This window comes from Paraburkholderia ribeironis (assembly GCF_900019265.1).
In the GTDB taxonomy this organism is placed as follows: domain Bacteria; phylum Pseudomonadota; class Gammaproteobacteria; order Burkholderiales; family Burkholderiaceae; genus Paraburkholderia; species Paraburkholderia ribeironis.
This window is the reverse complement of sequence record NZ_CYGX02000063.1, coordinates 15,799-31,582: the sequence shown is the minus strand read 5'-3', so window position 1 is coordinate 31,582 and position 15,784 is coordinate 15,799. Positions and strand designations below refer to the sequence as shown.

At 63.2% G+C, this 15,784-nt stretch carries 17 protein-coding genes; 14 read left to right on the top strand and 3 right to left on the bottom strand.

Annotated elements, in window-relative coordinates:
* The first annotated feature begins 34 nt into the window (after positions 1–34).
* Both BN2475_RS25595 and BN2475_RS25590 read left to right on the top strand, forming a co-directional pair.
* The gene (locus BN2475_RS25595) at positions 35–592 is read left to right on the top strand and encodes a histidine phosphatase family protein (protein ID WP_094782265.1); all 558 of its coding nucleotides are present in this window, start codon (positions 35–37) and stop codon (positions 590–592) included.
* Between the two features lie 33 nt (positions 593–625).
* On the top strand, positions 626–1,675 hold the full coding sequence (locus BN2475_RS25590) for a DUF2278 family protein (RefSeq protein ID WP_094782264.1): 1,050 nt from the start codon (positions 626–628) through the stop codon (positions 1,673–1,675).
* Positions 1,676–2,202: 527 nt separating this feature from the next.
* Here BN2475_RS25590 and BN2475_RS25580 read toward each other — a convergent pair.
* Positions 2,203–2,442 carry a hypothetical protein gene (locus BN2475_RS25580; protein WP_094782262.1) on the bottom strand — a complete coding sequence of 80 codons (240 nt, stop codon included), beginning with the start codon at positions 2,440–2,442 and terminating at the stop codon, positions 2,203–2,205.
* Here BN2475_RS25580 and BN2475_RS36710 point away from each other — a divergent pair.
* The gene (locus BN2475_RS36710; RefSeq protein WP_483874392.1) at positions 2,347–2,625 is read left to right on the top strand and encodes a competence protein CoiA family protein; all 279 of its coding nucleotides are present in this window, start codon (positions 2,347–2,349) and stop codon (positions 2,623–2,625) included. The genes BN2475_RS25580 and BN2475_RS36710 overlap by 96 nt on opposite strands.
* Positions 2,531–2,935, top strand: coding sequence for a hypothetical protein (locus BN2475_RS25575; protein ID WP_094782261.1), 405 nt, complete (start codon positions 2,531–2,533; stop codon positions 2,933–2,935). Before BN2475_RS36710 ends, BN2475_RS25575 begins: the two co-directional genes overlap by 95 nt.
* Positions 2,936–3,020: 85 nt before the next feature.
* Here the strand turns inward: BN2475_RS25575 and BN2475_RS25570 are convergent, their stop codons facing one another.
* Entirely contained in the window at positions 3,021–3,323 is a 303-nt protein-coding gene (locus BN2475_RS25570; RefSeq protein ID WP_094782260.1) for a hypothetical protein, read from the bottom strand.
* A 988-nt stretch (positions 3,324–4,311) separates the two neighbouring features.
* Here BN2475_RS25570 and BN2475_RS25565 point away from each other — a divergent pair.
* A complete protein-coding gene (locus tag BN2475_RS25565) occupies positions 4,312–5,289 on the top strand; it encodes a hypothetical protein (protein ID WP_143325896.1) in 978 nt (325 codons plus the stop codon).
* 816 nt (positions 5,290–6,105) lie between these two features.
* A complete protein-coding gene (locus BN2475_RS25550; RefSeq protein ID WP_094782256.1) occupies positions 6,106–7,026 on the top strand; it encodes a DMT family transporter in 921 nt (306 codons plus the stop codon).
* Between the two features lie 124 nt (positions 7,027–7,150).
* Here BN2475_RS25550 and BN2475_RS25545 read toward each other — a convergent pair whose 3' ends face one another.
* On the bottom strand, positions 7,151–8,449 hold the full coding sequence (locus tag BN2475_RS25545) for an MFS transporter (protein ID WP_174642043.1): 1,299 nt from the start codon (positions 8,447–8,449) through the stop codon (positions 7,151–7,153).
* 224 nt (positions 8,450–8,673) lie between these two features.
* Here BN2475_RS25545 and BN2475_RS25540 point away from each other — a divergent pair, with 224 nt between their 5' ends.
* Genes BN2475_RS25540 through mdcH form a run of 8 tightly spaced genes read left to right on the top strand, consistent with a single transcriptional unit; the run spans position 8,674 to position 15,755 of the window.
* Complete coding sequence (locus BN2475_RS25540; protein WP_094782254.1) at positions 8,674–9,447, top strand: GntR family transcriptional regulator; 774 nt, start codon at positions 8,674–8,676, stop codon at positions 9,445–9,447.
* Between the two features lie 8 nt (positions 9,448–9,455).
* The gene (mdcA, locus tag BN2475_RS25535; RefSeq protein WP_094782253.1) at positions 9,456–11,153 is read left to right on the top strand and encodes a malonate decarboxylase subunit alpha; all 1,698 of its coding nucleotides are present in this window, start codon (positions 9,456–9,458) and stop codon (positions 11,151–11,153) included.
* 2 nt (positions 11,154–11,155) lie between these two features.
* Positions 11,156–12,133 carry a triphosphoribosyl-dephospho-CoA synthase gene (locus BN2475_RS25530; protein WP_094782252.1) on the top strand — a complete coding sequence of 326 codons (978 nt, stop codon included), beginning with the start codon at positions 11,156–11,158 and terminating at the stop codon, positions 12,131–12,133.
* Positions 12,121–12,435: a malonate decarboxylase subunit delta gene (locus tag BN2475_RS25525; RefSeq protein WP_094782251.1), complete on the top strand. Its 315-nt coding sequence runs from the start codon at positions 12,121–12,123 to the stop codon at positions 12,433–12,435. The genes BN2475_RS25530 and BN2475_RS25525 overlap by 13 nt, the downstream gene beginning before the upstream one ends.
* Positions 12,432–13,316: a biotin-independent malonate decarboxylase subunit beta gene (locus BN2475_RS25520; protein ID WP_094782250.1), complete on the top strand. Its 885-nt coding sequence runs from the start codon at positions 12,432–12,434 to the stop codon at positions 13,314–13,316. The genes BN2475_RS25525 and BN2475_RS25520 overlap by 4 nt, the downstream gene beginning before the upstream one ends.
* Positions 13,313–14,128, top strand: a complete 816-nt coding sequence (mdcE, locus tag BN2475_RS25515; protein ID WP_094782249.1) for a biotin-independent malonate decarboxylase subunit gamma — start codon at positions 13,313–13,315, stop codon at positions 14,126–14,128. The genes BN2475_RS25520 and mdcE overlap by 4 nt, the downstream gene beginning before the upstream one ends.
* Positions 14,128–14,823 carry a malonate decarboxylase holo-ACP synthase gene (locus BN2475_RS25510; RefSeq protein WP_094782248.1) on the top strand — a complete coding sequence of 232 codons (696 nt, stop codon included), beginning with the start codon at positions 14,128–14,130 and terminating at the stop codon, positions 14,821–14,823. Before mdcE ends, BN2475_RS25510 begins: the two co-directional genes overlap by 1 nt.
* Entirely contained in the window at positions 14,823–15,755 is a 933-nt protein-coding gene (mdcH, locus tag BN2475_RS25505) for a malonate decarboxylase subunit epsilon (RefSeq protein WP_094782247.1), read from the top strand. Before BN2475_RS25510 ends, mdcH begins: the two co-directional genes overlap by 1 nt.
* Positions 15,756–15,784 lie beyond the last annotated feature (29 nt).

The window sequence follows — 15,784 nt, the reverse complement described above, 5'->3', positions numbered from 1 at the left end:
GGCAGACCACCTACCGAATTGGGGAAATGCAAAAATGGCTACGCAGAAGATCCTTATCCTCCGCCATGCGGAGAAGCCGAACCATACAGCCGCTGGCGTCGATGGGAATGGGCAGCTCGACGCCAAATCGCTAACGCCGCAAGGCTGGCAGCGCGCCGGCGCATTGGTCCAGTTTTTTGCACCGGGCGACAAAGGCGAGCCGCTGGCACCGCTCGCGCGCCCGAAACATCTCTTCGCGGCGTATTACGACCCTGCGGCAGACGACGATAGCAAGCGTCCATGCCAAACGATCGAACCGCTCGCCGCACATCTCGGTCCGTCTTCTCTCATTGACGACTCTGTCCGCAAAGACGACGTCGACAAGTTGATCCAGAAAGCCAGCGCGATGGACGGCACGGTGCTGATCGCCTGGGAGCACAAGAAAATACCTGCTATAGCCCGGTTACTTCTTGCACAAAGCGACCCGGTTCCAGACTGGCCGGACAATCGGTTCGACATGGTCTGGGTTTTTGATCGGATCGGTGCGGTCTGGCGCCTCACTCAGGTTCCGCAACTCCTCCTTGCGGGGGATTCACCCGCGACGTTCAATTGACCCACCTGCGCCTTGCACAACGGAGCTTTTACGATGGGACATATCCAATACAGTACCCTGAAAGGTAAGATAGACCGGTTCAAGCCAGCACCTTCCGGCAACCCTCATTTGTGGATGCTAGTCGATGCAGGCCCCGACTCGTTTTTCGCCACAGTCAACGTTCAGTCGTCCAAAGACGCGCCAGGTTCACCAGTTGCGGAAACCTATCTTTACTTCTACATCGACGAAGACTACAGCCACCCGATCGTCAGCCGCATCCGCGGACTAGAGCCCGGCCTTAACAATCAGACCAGCAGCTACGAGGACGGTGCTCTCGACTACATCAAGGGGAACCTGTTCGATCCACGTAAGATGCGTGTGCTCCCGAGCCAGAGTCGGGGCGGAGACGATCTGGTCCACCGTCTCTCGGGGTTGCTTGCCCTCGCCCGAGAGCAGAACGACGACATCGTCATCTTTGGCAGTCAGTTCCGCACTTCGCCACATCAGACCGACTCTGTCTTCGGTGAAACTCCTCGATTTGGCGTCGATAACACGCATATGGCGCAAGGCGATCCGCCTGACATCGACGAGCGCCTCCACGAGAACGGCACGTGGCACGATGGCGCAATCTTCCTTTTGAGCACCAACACCGATCGTGTTACTGCGATTTTCCTCGCCTTCCAGACACAGTCCTGGCAGACAGATTCGCAAGGGCAAAAGATAGATGAAACCACCGGTTTCGAGGCCCCTCGTTACGATTTCACCGGGGGCGGTCTTGGCAATCCGGTGCCCGCTCCTTCGCCTAAAGCTGAACTCACCTCGCTCCATCGGCTTGCCGATGGCACCGGAACGCTTGTAATCGCGAACATGTCCGCCAGTCCATTGAACGTTTCTGGCTGGTCAGTTACGACGTCGATCGCCTCGTTCCCGCTGCCCGATACAACGTTTGACCCAGGCCAACCACTTGCAGTCGGGCTGACCAGAGACCACGTTAATGACTCTGGCGGTATCCTTTCTCTACTCGACGACCGCGGCCTTAAGATCGACGGTGTAGCGTATCTCGGCGGCCCCGCCACAGGATGGAGTACTAGTTTCCCAACTTGACCCCATTCCTTTCCGCCTCTTTGCCTTTCCGTTCTGGCTATCAATGAACGAAGTATGACCGGCAGCGTTTCGGCTCGACGCTGTCGGCTAACGCGGCCTGATTTTGGGAAGCCTTCCTGGGTGACTCGGCTTTGAGGCTCGCGAAGAACTCGGAACGTGTCAAATTTTTCTGGTCATGCGCAGCCATGCCATCGTGGCACCTCAAACGAAGCGTGGGCGTGCGACCCGACTGACGAGCGACGTGGTCGCCTACTACCACGAGGTCCGGGTATCGGCTTTCCTTTCCACCGGCAAAATCCTGGCGAGTCGTTAGTAGGCGCACCCTCCCCCTGTTTGCAGAGCAGGTGTCGTGCTCGGCTACCAGGATAGTCGACCCGAATGGCTGGCCGCAGGCGTGTTCCTCTTCAATTGAGGATCGTGTAGCGATACTCATAAGGTGAGGTTATCTTCCCCATCAGATATGGCTCTGTGGACCATAGGCAGTATCGGGTAAGATTTTGGGAAGCATTGCATGAGATTTACCGCCTCTACACCGATCTCGCCACGTCACCCTGGGCTAGCAGCTCCCACGATACTGCTACCATTGTCAGCCGCGGCACTTTCGCTTCGATTGCCAATTGAAAATCCCGTTTGCCGTTGATGAGAAAGGACGCATCGTCGATATCCACGACGTGCCGCCACACGTCGAGGGCAGCTTTCGCTGCGCCGAGTGCGCACAGGTCGTGACGAGAAAGCAGGGCGACGTGCGGGTCTGGCACTTCGCGCATAAGCGCCGACACTGCCTGCACAAAGGCGTTCGAAACGGCACTGCATCTTCTCGCCAAGTAAATTCTGGTAGAAAGCGACGCCCTGCGCGTGCCCGCGCTGGTGTGCCAACTACAGGAGCGACCTGCCCCGGAAGACATTACGCTATGCGCCGAGCACATTCTCCTCTGGGACACGGCGGGTAAGGCCGAAGTATGGGTCGACGGCATCCGGCCGGACTTTCTGGGTGTTTGCCAGGGCAATGCCATCTTTGTCGAGGTGACGGTCACGCACGAGCCTGACGCTTTAAAACTGGAGGTGCTTAAGCGACTTCAGACGCCGACCCTGGAAATCGATCTGTCGGCCGTGCCGCGCGACGTGACGGCGCTGGAAGTTCGGCGACGCGTGCTTGACGCGACAGAGGGCAAGCGCTGGGTGTTCTGTCGCCTGATGCCTCCCGTAATCTTACCCAATGGGTTCCCGCTACAGTCGTTGTGGACGCACGAGTTCCATTGATGCCATGCTGGCGAAGCACGATCCGGAAATGACGGCCAACAAAAAAGCCGGCATTCACCGGCTTTCGTTAGAACAGACGCGTGTATCAGGCCTCGGAAGCCTGCCGGAGGGAATCCTCACGCTGGTCCTGCGGCATGCTAGAAGGTACGTGGACAACCAGAACTTCCTCGACAGCCTCGTGCGTGTCGGCCGACATGAGCACCACCCGGCTGCCCCGAACCACGCCTCCAGGCTGCTCGATAAGGAAATCCTTTGACCTTCCTACCGTGAGCGTCTGGTTACGATGTGGCTCTCGCAGCAGACGGCCGAGAAGCGTCCCTGCCAAGGCCGCGCCAAGCGGAATCAGCAGTAACAGATAGTTCTCGGTGACAAAAGTTGCCAGACTCATGGTCGGACTCCATTAGGACGAAAGCGCACAGGACGCTTACAGCATAGTGTATCAAAGCAGCCCCGAGAGCCGAGCTGAGGCTGCCGAACCGGGTGTGCTCCATCTGCGCCCACTCTGGAACGATGTCCGGGTCCACCGACCATGCATTACATCGTTAAGAATTTCCCACATAACGGGATGCAAACGGGACTTGCCGATAGCAACACAGTGCTGAAAGGATCCCTTTTCCGCGTCCAGCGGCCATGCTCCTGGGCAACAGCGTCCGTGGAAGTCTGATTAACGGCACAGCATGAGTCAAGAAGACGATGCCGAGCGGCGCCGAGCAGAGAGTCTGTTGCAGCACGGCGACATGCGCTTGCATCAGGCTCATAAGGGTTTGTACTTAGTGCGTCTCCTCCATGTCTCCTCCTGATATGGATTCGGCCCGCCGCTTGGTGGGCCTTTCTTTTTGTCCAGCCATTACCTGCAGGGCTGGCTGCATGAAACGTCCAATCGGAACGCCCAAGTTTTCGGTTGCGGCACCGTTTACCCACAAATCGACAAGCAAACCGCCCAGTTGAGAGTGCGCTCTGACCATTATGCGGCGCAGGCAATCCGACGCGCGCTTCGATCTTCCTGTTGCTCCCGGTACCAGTTGTCTAACCGTATAACCTTGGCCTGCTCGAGAATTACATGGGCGGTGACAACGTCCTGGTCTTACCGGCTACTCTCGGCTGCAAGCCCAAGACCACCGTCTCGAAACAGGGCGCGCACATCGGCGTCGCAGAAGGATCATGTAATTGGACATTACGACGTTGTCGCTGTAGCCAAGGAGAGCGGTCTGTGCGGCGCGCCGATATAAGTGCCCACCCTACACTCTTCGAATCCCGTCGTGCTCTGCGGTCACACCACGTACTGAATCATTCCGCAGCGTCGTCCGTGCCGCTCTAATCAACATGCTCTGACCGCCAGAAACTTGTCTTCCATGCACACATCTACGCAAAACCCCTTGGACCCGTTCCATCCGCTGTTCGACGCGTTCCGCGTTGCAGGAAATTTTCCGCACGTCGTCTGCGGTACCTCGACATCGGAAAGTCTCGACGCCATCCTGAGCCATGCTCGCCAGACGGAGCACCTCTCGGGATATCAATGTCGTCGGGAAGAGCTTCCTCTGGATATGCAGGCGGCAATGAAAGCCGACAAATGCATTGTCCTCACTGCAATCAGTGTCGGGAACATCGACTGGGCCTCGACCTTTCTGAACAGAATCAGAATCGGGATGGTTTGCGACGAAGGGTGGAACATTTCCACCCTATTGACGTTCGGGAAGGGACCGTGGCAACTCGACCCACACCACTTCCATTACACATTGCTGAACCTTCAGCAAACCTTGGCAGTCGCCTTTATCTCTGAAGGATCATGGATTGTGGTGAACTATCACTGGAGCCGCGAGAAAGTGACGCAGCTTCATACGTTTGCCTGGGTCAGCGGACTCAACATCCTAAGTGCGCTACCGGAGGATCACCAAGAATATCAGGGTCTTCTAACAGTTCATCACCGTGATTATCATAACGCCACGTCCGGACAGATAGGCGAATATGAATACGATTCCTTGCCTAGCCTCTACGTGTCGGAGGATTATTCGAATAGCAATCTGCTGTTCCCTATCGAAACTTTCGAAAGTCCGGCAGTACAAGGTTTTGTCGATGGAATGCCACAACCGACCGTTTTTGGAACGCCGCCTCCCTCCTTGCCGTGGGACGAGTACGTCGCGTACGCTGCCACGCCAAGCGATATTCCAATAGCCCGACCGGAAACCGTCGAATCTACCGCTCCAGTCTTTGCAAGTTGCGACTACCTGTTGGCGCACGACGATGACGCAGGCAAATCGCCTTCCGGTCACGAAGCAAGTGAAACCGAAGAATACTTGATGAGCTATCTCCGGGTGCACAAGAGCTTCACGTTTCACAACAAAACGTTTCAGTAGTAGCCACTCTGAGCTAGCGTTGATGCACGGTGATCTCGCGATGCAGGTCGCGTGGCTTCGCCCACAGTTCGGGAATTCTCACCTGTGACCCAAACGGAATGACCGATTTAAAACGCCCAACCTGAGTGAAGATTTGAGTCGACGCCTTACACTCATCAGCATCCTGGCCGAAGTCGTTGCAGACATATCTCTGTAACGAACGTATCGAGCCCGAGAGGAAACACGCGTCCTGCATCCTGGGTTCATCAGGCCGGATTGCCATCGCGAAAATCAATTGCCCTCCTCGCAGCAAGCCGGGGAGACAGACGGGAAGCTGGACCTGAACTGGCTGAAGGGCACATCGATATCCGAGGTGATGCCGGCTGGCGACGGACATTACACTGTGACAACACAGGCGCGTGGCGGCATGACACCGTGGGGAGAAGTCAAAGCGTCGAATCTGAAGCGCGCCGACGAATACTGCAGGCAGCAAGGCAAGCAGATGCTCAGGTCGACATGCAAACGCACGGCGTTCGCGGCTGGACGCCGCACAAGAAGCTGAACTGAAATGCGCGTGCGTGACGGGCAGGAGGTCGTCGCAAAGCGAACCCGGGCAGCTTCCCCGATACGAACTTGGTGCTTGGGTAGCTGCACGGCACGCCCGAGGACATCAGGACAGATTTCATTTGCAAATCGGTTTTGCAGCGCGCCGCGCGCCAGACCATATTTGTTTGCAAACGGGGAATTGCGGGGCAAGACGAATAGTCATACAAAACAGTGACTTAGCCAGTTGCGTCAGGACACGTTTTGTTTGCAAACATCCAGGAGCCGCTCCGCATGTCCCTCACCTCACGTCAACAAGGCGCGATCACACTCGCGAGCGGCGGGCTGCTGATGGGCACGATCGGCGTGTTCGTCGAAGAGGCGCGGCTCGACGCGCTGACACTCGTGTTCTTTCGCTGCCTGTTCGGCTTGCTGTCGCTCGCTGCGTATTGCGCGTGGCAGGGGTTCTTCACGCGAGCGCATTTCACGCGCCGCACGGTCGTGCTGGCGCTCATCTCCGGCGTGCTGATGGTCACGCAGTGGGTGGGTTTCTTCGATGCGATCCATCGCACCAGCATCGCGGTGGCGACCGTGGTGTTTCATGTCCAGCCGTTCTGGGTCGTGCTGATCGGCGCGGCGCTGTTCAACGAGCGCCTCGGCGTGGACCGGCTCGGCTGGATCGCAACCGCGTTCGTCGGACTCGTGCTCGCATCGGGCGTCGCCGCTGCGCAGAATCTGCAGGGGCATGCGAGTTATCTGATCGGTATCGGCGAAGCGTTGGTGGGCTCGCTGCTGTATGCGAGCGTCACGTTGATTGCGAAGGGACTCGGCGAATTGCGGCCGCATCTGCTGACGCTCGCGCAGTGCGCGGTCGGCGTGGTGTGCCTGCCGTTCATCGCACCGCTGAGCGCCGTGCATATTGGCCCGATGCAATGGTTCTGGCTGATCGGCATGGGCGTGTTGCACACGGGCCTTGCCTATGTGCTGATTTACGGCGCGCTGCCGAAGCTGAGCACGCCGGTCATCGCGGTGCTGCTGTTCGTCTATCCGCTCACTGCGATCGCGGTGGATGCGCTCGTGTACGGCCGCGCGCTGTCGCTGCCGCAACTCGCGGGCATGGCACTGATCGTGGTCGCGAGTCTGGGGGTCAATCTCGGCTGGCCGCTGCTGTCGTTGCTGCATGTTGGCGGCCGGGCGCGGACAGAGGCGGATTGAGGACGAGGCGGATGGAGGCTGCATGGACCACGCGGGCCCATGCGGGACCATGCGGGACCACGCGGTCCCATGCTGGGACCATGCGCCGGGCAGCCCTCCCCGCCTCTCGACCCAACACCCGCCCTCACTGCGGCAACTCTTCCCCTTTCGTCTCCGGCGCGAACGGAATCACGAACAGACCGATCACGAACGCGAGCGCCGTCAACGCGACCGGCACGCCGAGCGTATGCATGTGCAGCACCGCCGCGCCGAGCAGAAAGTTGACGCCGGCGCCGATGAACCGCCCGAACGATGTACAGAACGCGAACGCCGTTGCCCGCACGCGGGTTTCGAATTGCTCCGGCAACCACAGGCTGAACAGCGCGAAGTTGCCGCCGAAAAAGCCCAGCACGAAGAGCCACGCGATGAACGGAGCGAGCCCGTTCGGCAGATAGAACGCCCAGCCGAAACTGCCGGCGATCGACACCGCCATGCCCGCGAAGTAGATCGCCAGCGTATTCTTGCGCCCGACGCGCTCGGCGAGCGGCGGCAACGCGAGACAGCCGAGAATGGTCCCGATCGACAACAAGCCCGTGGCCAGCGACGCCGTCCTGACCGAATCGATCTTCGTCATGCCGGCGCGAGTCGCCAGTTGAATCACTGCGGACGGCTCGTACACCGCACCGGCCCATAGTCCGATGATCGCGATCGTCAACAGGATGCACGCCACCCAGGTGCGGCGCCGATAGGTCGGGCCGAAGATTTCGCGCAGCGGTTTGGTCGGCACGGCGCGCGCTTCGGCCTTCTGCCACTTGTCCGTTTCCTTCACGCGCAGCAAGATCAGAATCGCGACCACCACCGGCACCGCGCCGGTCAGGAACATCGCGCGCCAGCCGTAATGCACGCCAATCGTGTAGTTGAGCGCCGCGGCGAGGAAGAAGCCGGCGTAGTAACCCGTTTGCAGATAACCCGCGCCCATCTTGCGGCGATCCTCCGGCCACGCTTCCGCCACGTAAGTGCCGGCCAACGCCCATTCGCCGCCAATGCCGACGCCGGCAATGAAGCGGTAAATGCCGAGCTGCCACACGTTGGTCGAAGTCGCGGCGAGCCCCGTGAAAATCGCGAACGTGACGATGGTGCCGGCCAGCACCTTGGTCCGGCCGAAGCGGTCGGCGAGCGGCCCCCAGATGAACGACAGACCCCATCCGACCAGGAACAGCGCGAACAGAATCGAACCGGCGAGACCGACGTTCGACGGCGTGGCCGCAAAACCGGAGCGCGGCAGCAATTCGGTCAAGGCTGGCGTCAACACGAGCGCGTAGATGAACGAGTCCATCCCGTCGAGTGTCCAGCCGGCCCATGCTCCCCAGAATCCTGCAATCTGCGAACGATTGAGCGGCGTGCGGCGCCGCGCGACCGACGTGCGGTCGGTTACTGAATTCATCATGCTCCTCCGGCCTTTAATGGCTGACGTACATAACGGAAACAACAGGAACAACAGGAACTACGGGAACTACGGGAACAACGGGAGATGGCGCGCGTAGCTGAGAGTTGATCCGAGGCGTCCTCGTAGCGCGAAGGAGCGTCCTCTGCGGCCGGCCCGGCAAGCAATCTTTCCGGGTTTGTCCGCGTGTAAAGCGCGTCTTTTTATATATAATATTTGATACCATGAGCGACACAACAGATGGTTTTCCCCTGGACGCCCCGGCACGCAACCCGCTTTTGCCTGCGGCGGCACCGCGCGAGAGCACTTCGCGTGTGATCGCGGAGGCACTGCGCGCGGCGATTGTCGACGGCACACTGGCGCCCGGCGCGCCGCTGCGCCAGGACGCGATCGCGCGGCACTTTTCCGTCAGCGCGATTCCGGTGCGCGAGGCGCTGCGCCAGCTCGAGAGCGAAGGCTGGGCGAGAGTCGCGGTGAACAAGGGCGCAACGGTCGCACCGTTGTCGGCGAATGAAGCGCGCGAGATCTATGAGATCCGTTCCGCGCTCGAGAGCCTCGCGCTCAGCCTCGCGATTCCGAATCACACCGCCGCAACGCTGCGCGAAGCCACCCGCCTGTGCCGCGCCGCCGAACTCGAGCCGGACCCGTCGTTGTACGTCACGCGCAACGCGGCGTTCCACATGAGCCTGTATGCGCCCGCCGGGCGGCCACAACTCCAGGAGATGATCGGCACGCTGCATCGGCGTGGCGACAGATATCTGCGCCTGAAGTTTGATTTGCCGTCGCACAAGGGCGAGTCCGACCGTGAGCACGCCGCGCTGCTCGACGCCGTGCAACGGCGCGACATCGCCGCCGCGCAGTCGCTGGTGGCCGCGCACCTGCTTGACACCGGCAAGCTGTTGCATCGTTTCCTGACTGAACGCACGCAGGCGGAAGCCGCGCTTGCGAATCAACCGAAGCCGCGCGGCCGACGCCCGCGCACCACCACCGGGAGTTGACTGAGCCAATGAACCGACCCGCCGAAGCCGCTACGTCCCCTACGTCCCCTGCGTCCCCTTCGTCATCACCCGCCGCCCGCTCATGGACCACGCGTCGCGACGAAAAGAATCGTCGTCTCGCGGCCATCGCACCCTGGCTCGAAGACGGCGTCCTGCCGGCCCGCCGCATCGTCGATGCGCTCGAAACGCTGATCCAGCCGGGCGAGCGCGTCGCGCTGGAAGGCGACAACCAGAAGCAGGCGGACTTCCTGTCCCGCTCGCTCGCCAAAGTCGATGCGCACAAGCTGCACGACGTGCATCTGCTGATTTCGAGCATCAGTCGTCCTGAACATCTGACGCTGTTCGAGCGCGGCATCGCGCACAAGGTCGATTTCTCGTTTGCCGGGCCGCAGAGTCTGCGGGTGGCGCAACTGCTCGAAGACGGCCAGCTCGAAATCGGCGCGATCTATACATATGTCGAGCTGTACGCGCGCATGTTCGTGGACCTGACACCACACGTCGCGCTGCTGTGCGCGGAAAAAGCCGACCGTCACGGCAACCTGTACACCGGCCCGAATACCGAAGACACCCCGACCATCGCCGAGGCCGCCGCGTTCCGCCACGGCATCGTGATCGTGCAGGTCAACGAGGTCGTCGACGAACTGCCGCGCGTCGACATTCCCGGCTCATGGGTCGACGTGGTCGTGCAGGCGGACCGGCCGTTCGCGGTGGAACCTTTATTCACGCGCGATCCGCGCCACATCGGCGACCTGCAGGTGCTCACCGCGATGATGGTGATTCGCGGCATCTATGAACCGTATGGCGTGAGCTCGCTGAATCACGGCATCGGCTTCGACACCGCGGCGATCGAATTGCTGCTGCCCACTTACGGCGAGTCGCTCGGTCTGAAGGGCAAGATCTGCCGTAACTGGACGCTCAATCCGCATCCCACCATGATCCCCGCGATCGAATCCGGCTGGGTCGACAGCATCCATTGCTTCGGCAGCGAAGTCGGCATGGAGGCATATATCGAGGCACGCCCCGACGTGTTCTTCACCGGCAACGACGGCAGCCTGCGCTCGAACCGCGTGCTGTGCCAACTGGCCGGGCAGTACGGCGTCGATCTGTTCATCGGTTCGACGCTGCAGATCGATGCCGACGCGAATTCGTCGACCGTCACGCGCGGGCGGCTCGCCGGCTTCGGCGGTGCGCCGAACATGGGCCACGATCCGCGCGGGCGGCGTCATTCGAGCGAAGCGTGGCTCAAGCTGCTCAAGGACCAGGGCCCGGTGTCGCGCGGCCAGAAGCTGGTCGTGCAACTGGCCGAGACGTACAAAAAGGGCGGCGAGCCGACCTTCGTCGATGAACTCGACGCGGTTGCGGTCGGCGCGAAAAACGGCATGCCGGTCGCGCCGGTGATGATCTACGGCGACGATGTCAGCCACGTCGTCACCGAGGAAGGCATCGCGCATCTGCACAAGGCCGAAGGCATCGACGAGCGGCGCGCGGCAGTGGCCGCTGTCGCCGGCGTGACGCCGATCGGCTTGCGCGCGAAGCCGGAGAAGACCGCCGAGTTGCGCCGGCGCGGCATCGTCGCGTATCCGGAAGACCTCGGCATTCGCCGTGGCGAAGCCAAGCGCTCGCTGCTGGCGGCACGCAGCATCGACGATCTGGTGACGTGGTCGGGCGGTCTGTACGCGCCGCCGGCGCGCTTCAGGAGCTGGTAACGATGGCGCCCGCTGCTTTGCGCGAGCATGCGCAGCCATCGTCCACGCCCGCTGCGCGCGGCACGCTCACCGATGCGCCGCTTGCCGATGCGCCGCTTGCCGATGCGTCGCTCACCGACGCGCAGCTGGCGCGTTACGCCGTCACCGCGCTGATCGAGGAAGCGCAGCTCACGCCGAAGCCCGCGCTGGTCGACCAGCGTGGCAGCGGCGCGCATCGCGACCTCGATCTCGCGACGATGCTGCGCTCGGCGCAAGCGCTCGAGCCGACCTTCGCGGCGCTCGCGCGGGTGGCGCGCCGCCGTGGCGAACCGTCCGCGCTACTGCGCACCGAACTCGCGCAGATCGGCCGCGCTGGCGAGCAGCAGATGCTACGCGCCACCGGCGGCAGCAATGCACATCGCGGCGCAATCTGGATCGTCGGCCTGCTGGTGGCCGGCGCGTGCGTGGACGCAGCGATACCTGGCAATCCTGTGTATCCCGACGCGGCGCGAATCTGCATGCGCGCCGCGCAAATCGCGTGCCTTCCCGACCGCTTCGCCGCGCCATCGGACAGCCATGGCGAACGCGCACGGCAGCGCTATCAGGTGGGCGGCGCGCGCCGCGAAGCGCAGGAGGGTTTCCCGCACGTGATCGACGTCGGCCTGCCCGCGTTGCGCGCGGCGCGCGATCAACGGATCGACGAAAGCGCTGCACGCGTCGACGCATTGCTCGCGATCATGAGCTCGCTCGACGACACCTGCCTGCTGCATCGCGCGGGCCTGGCCGGTTTGCACGCCGGCCAGCACGGCGCGCGCCGCGTGCTGGCCGCCGGCGGCAGCGCGACGCCAGCGGGCCGCGCCGCGCTGGCCGCGCTCGAACACGAACTGCTGTCGCTCAACGCATCGCCTGGCGGCGCGGCCGATCTGCTCGCCGCCACCCTCTTTCTCGACATGCTGGCGCATCACGACGCCGGCCGGAGCCCAGAGCCATGGAACATCTGACCTTCGACTATCCGGCGCAACGCGCCGTCACGACCCGCGCGCATGTCGGCGTGGTGGGTTCGGGCGATCTGGAGGTGCTGCTGTCGCCCACCGATCCCGCCAACGCACTCAACGCACACGTGGTCGTGCGCACTAGCGTCGACGGCTACAGCCACATCTGGAAGAGCGTGCTCGACCGTTTTTTCACGCGCTACGACGGCGCCGCGCGCATCGAGATCAACGACTTCGGCGCGACACCCGGCGTGGTCGCGTTGCGGCTTGCGGAAGCGGCCGAGGCCGCCGAATCAGGAGACGACGCATGAATCACGCCGCCAACGCTCATCGCGCGCCGCTGCTGCGCGAGAGTTTCATCGAACTGCCGGCGCGCGAACGCGCCCGCGCGCTGCTGGACGCCGGCAGCTTTCGCGAACTGCTCGGCCCGTTCGACAAAATCGAATCGCCGTGGCTGCCGATGCAAGACATCGTCTGTCAGGCGGATGACGGCTGCGTGATCGCACGCGGCACGCTCGACGGCGAGCCTGCCGTGATCGCCGCGATCGAATCCGCGTTCCAGGGTGGCAGCATCGGTGAAGTGTCGGGCAGCAAGATCGCCGCCGCGCTCGAGATGGCGCTGCGCGACTGCGAACGCGGCAAGCTCGTGCGCCCAGTCGTGCTGTTCGAAACCGGCGGTGTGCGTTTGCAGGAAGCCAATCTGGGCCTCGCGGTAATCGCCGAGATTCAGGCCGCGATCGTCGCGTTGCGTCGGCACGTGCCGGTGGTCGGCGTGATCGCGGGCATGGTTGGCTGCTTCGGCGGCATGTCGCTCGCGGCCGCGCTGTGCTCGTATCTGGTCGTGACGAAGCAGGGGCGGCTCGGCATGAACGGCCCCGAAGTGATCGAGCAGGAAGCGGGCATCGACGAACTCGACGCGAGCGACCGGCGCCGTGTGTGGCAACTGATCGGCGGCGAACAGCGGGCGGCGACCGCGCTCGCCGATCAATTGGTCGACGACGCTACCGACGCGGTGCGCTCCGCTGTGCGTGCCGCGTTCGCGCAGGGGGTGCCGGCCGCGCATCGCAGCGAACAGGTCGACACCTTCCTGGACCGGCTCGCGCAAATCGACCCCGCCAGCGTCACGCCGCAAACCATGCGTGACGTGTACAACCCGCCCTCCCACCACGCCACCAGCAAGGAGCAGGCATGAGCGACATTTCCATCAGCCGCGGCGCGCGCTGGTTCCATGCGCTCGCCGGCGAACCTGCCGGCAAGGCGCCCGTATGGAGCGGCGATGCGCCGCTCGGCGGCGAGACCGCGCGCTTCATCACGGTCGTGCCCGATCCTGCCAACCGCTTTCCACGCGCGATCGATAACGTGGTCGGTCTCGAACAGGGCTGGCGGCTCGCACGCGCCGTGCGCGAAGCAATCGCGTTCGACGCCGCGAGCGGCACGCGCCGCCCGATCGTCGCGATCGTCGATGTGAAAAGCCAGGCGTATGGCTATCGCGAGGAAATGCTCGGCATCCACCTCGCGTGCGCGGCCGCCGTCGATGCGTATGCGTCGGCGCGCGACGCCGGCCATCCGGTGATCGCGCTGATCGTCGGGCCGGCGATGTCGGGCGCGTTCCTCGCGCACGGCTACCAGGCCAATCGCATCGTCGCGCTCGACGCGCCCGGCACGATGGTCCACGCGATGGGCAAGGAAGCCGCCGCACGCGTCACGCGCCGCACGGTCGAAGCGCTCGACGCGCTCGGCGAAACCATCGTGCCGATGTCGTATTCGATGGCGTCGTTCGCCAAGCTCGGCCTGCTCGACCAGTTGATCGAAGGTATCGATGCCGATGCGCCGGACGCCACGCAGATCGAACGGGTACGTCAGGTGCTGTGCGAGCAGATTCGCGGCGCACGCGAGGGTGGCCGCACGCTCGCGCATCGGCTCGAATCGGCTGCGGCGCACAAGCATCGCGCGGCATCGATCGAGGTGCGCCGGCGGCTCGCCGAACAATGGGATGCAGAGTGATGCGCGTTTGCGCGGCCCCGCCGTTCGTCGCCACGCGCGTGTTGTCATGCGACCCGCGATGGCGGCCGCACGACTTGCTGTGCCTGAAACGATTGGCTGCATTCGATGACGAACCGGCATGGGTTCGCGAGGCTTTCGAGCGCGCGCCGTATGCGGTCGTCAGACGCGCGCCGGCCGAGGCAGGCTATGTGGCGATCGGCGTACGCGGAGTCGAGCGCGCGCAGCGCTACGGCACGTGGGCACGGTCGACCGATATCGTGTCCGCCGTGCCGCCGGAGACGTTGGTGCAAACGTCCGCGCCAGCCGGACGCGATGCATTGCCGCCGTTCGTCGCCCTCTGCGCGTTGAGGAGCGACGCGGCCAGCCTGCTACGCGGATTCGTTTGGGGACCAACGGGCAGTGCCGGTTTCGAACTGGCCACACGAACGCCGACCGTGACCGGGTCGAGCGATCTCGATTTGCTGATCCGCACGCCCGCACCGCTCGCGCACGACCTTGCCCGTGAACTGGCCGAGTACCTGCAAGCGCTCGCTCAACGCGTCGGCATTCGTGTGGACGCGCAACTCGACACGCCCGCGGGCGGCGTCGCGCTGGTCGAGTGGGCCACGGGCAAAGCGCGCGTGATGGCGCGCCATGCAAGCGGCCCGCAGCTGGTCGCCGATCCGTGGGCGATCGCTCGCGGCGGCTACGCGTAATGCTCGCGCTGCTATTCCCCGGCCAGGGCGCGCAGACCGACGGCTTCCTGCACCGTCTGCCGCAACATCGCGCGGTGCGCGACACGTTTGATGAGGCCTCCCAGGTAATTGGCGCCGATGTCCTGACGCTGGATACGCTGGACGCGTTGCGCTCGACCGTCGCAGTGCAGATCAGCTTGACGATCGCGGGCGTGGCCGTGGCGCGCGCGCTCGCCGACGAACAACTCACGGCGGACATCAGCGCGGGCTTGTCGGTTGGTGCGTATGCGGCGGCGGTGAGTTGCGGCGCGCTGCGGTTCGATCACGCGTTGAAGATGGTACGGCGGCGCGCCGAGTTAATGGAGGCCGCGTATCCATCGGGTTATGGTCTGGCGGCAATCTCGGGTTTGACCGAGCATCAACTGGAAACACTCGCCGCGCGGCATGCGGATGAGGACCGGCAGCGCGTCTATATCGGCAATGTGAATGCGCCGCGGCAGATCGTGATGGCGGGCAGCAACGATGCGCTGGACGCCTTCATCGCCCGCGCGCTGGCGGCCGGCGCGCGCAAGGCCACGCGGCTCGCGGTGAGCGTGCCGTCGCATTGCGAACTGCTCGCGCACGCCACCGACGAACTGCTCGCCTTTGCACGCGAGTTGCCGTTTCACGCACCGCACAGCGTCTACGTCGGCAATCGCGGCGGCCGGCCTTTGTACACGGCGGATGCGATCCGCGACGATCTGGCGACCAACATGCGCTACACCGTGCGCTGGTTCGACGCGGTCACGGCGATGCAGGAAATGGGTGCCCGCGTGCTGATCGAAGCGCCGCCAGGCGAGGTGTTGACGCACATCGTGCGCGATCACGTTCCGGACAGCACCGCGCTCGCTGCCAGCGCCTTCGCGTTTGGCCGGCTCGTGGCGACGGCCCGAAGACGCCTCGCTACAGATTGACGGCGTGCGCGCCGTGCCCACAACGGTGC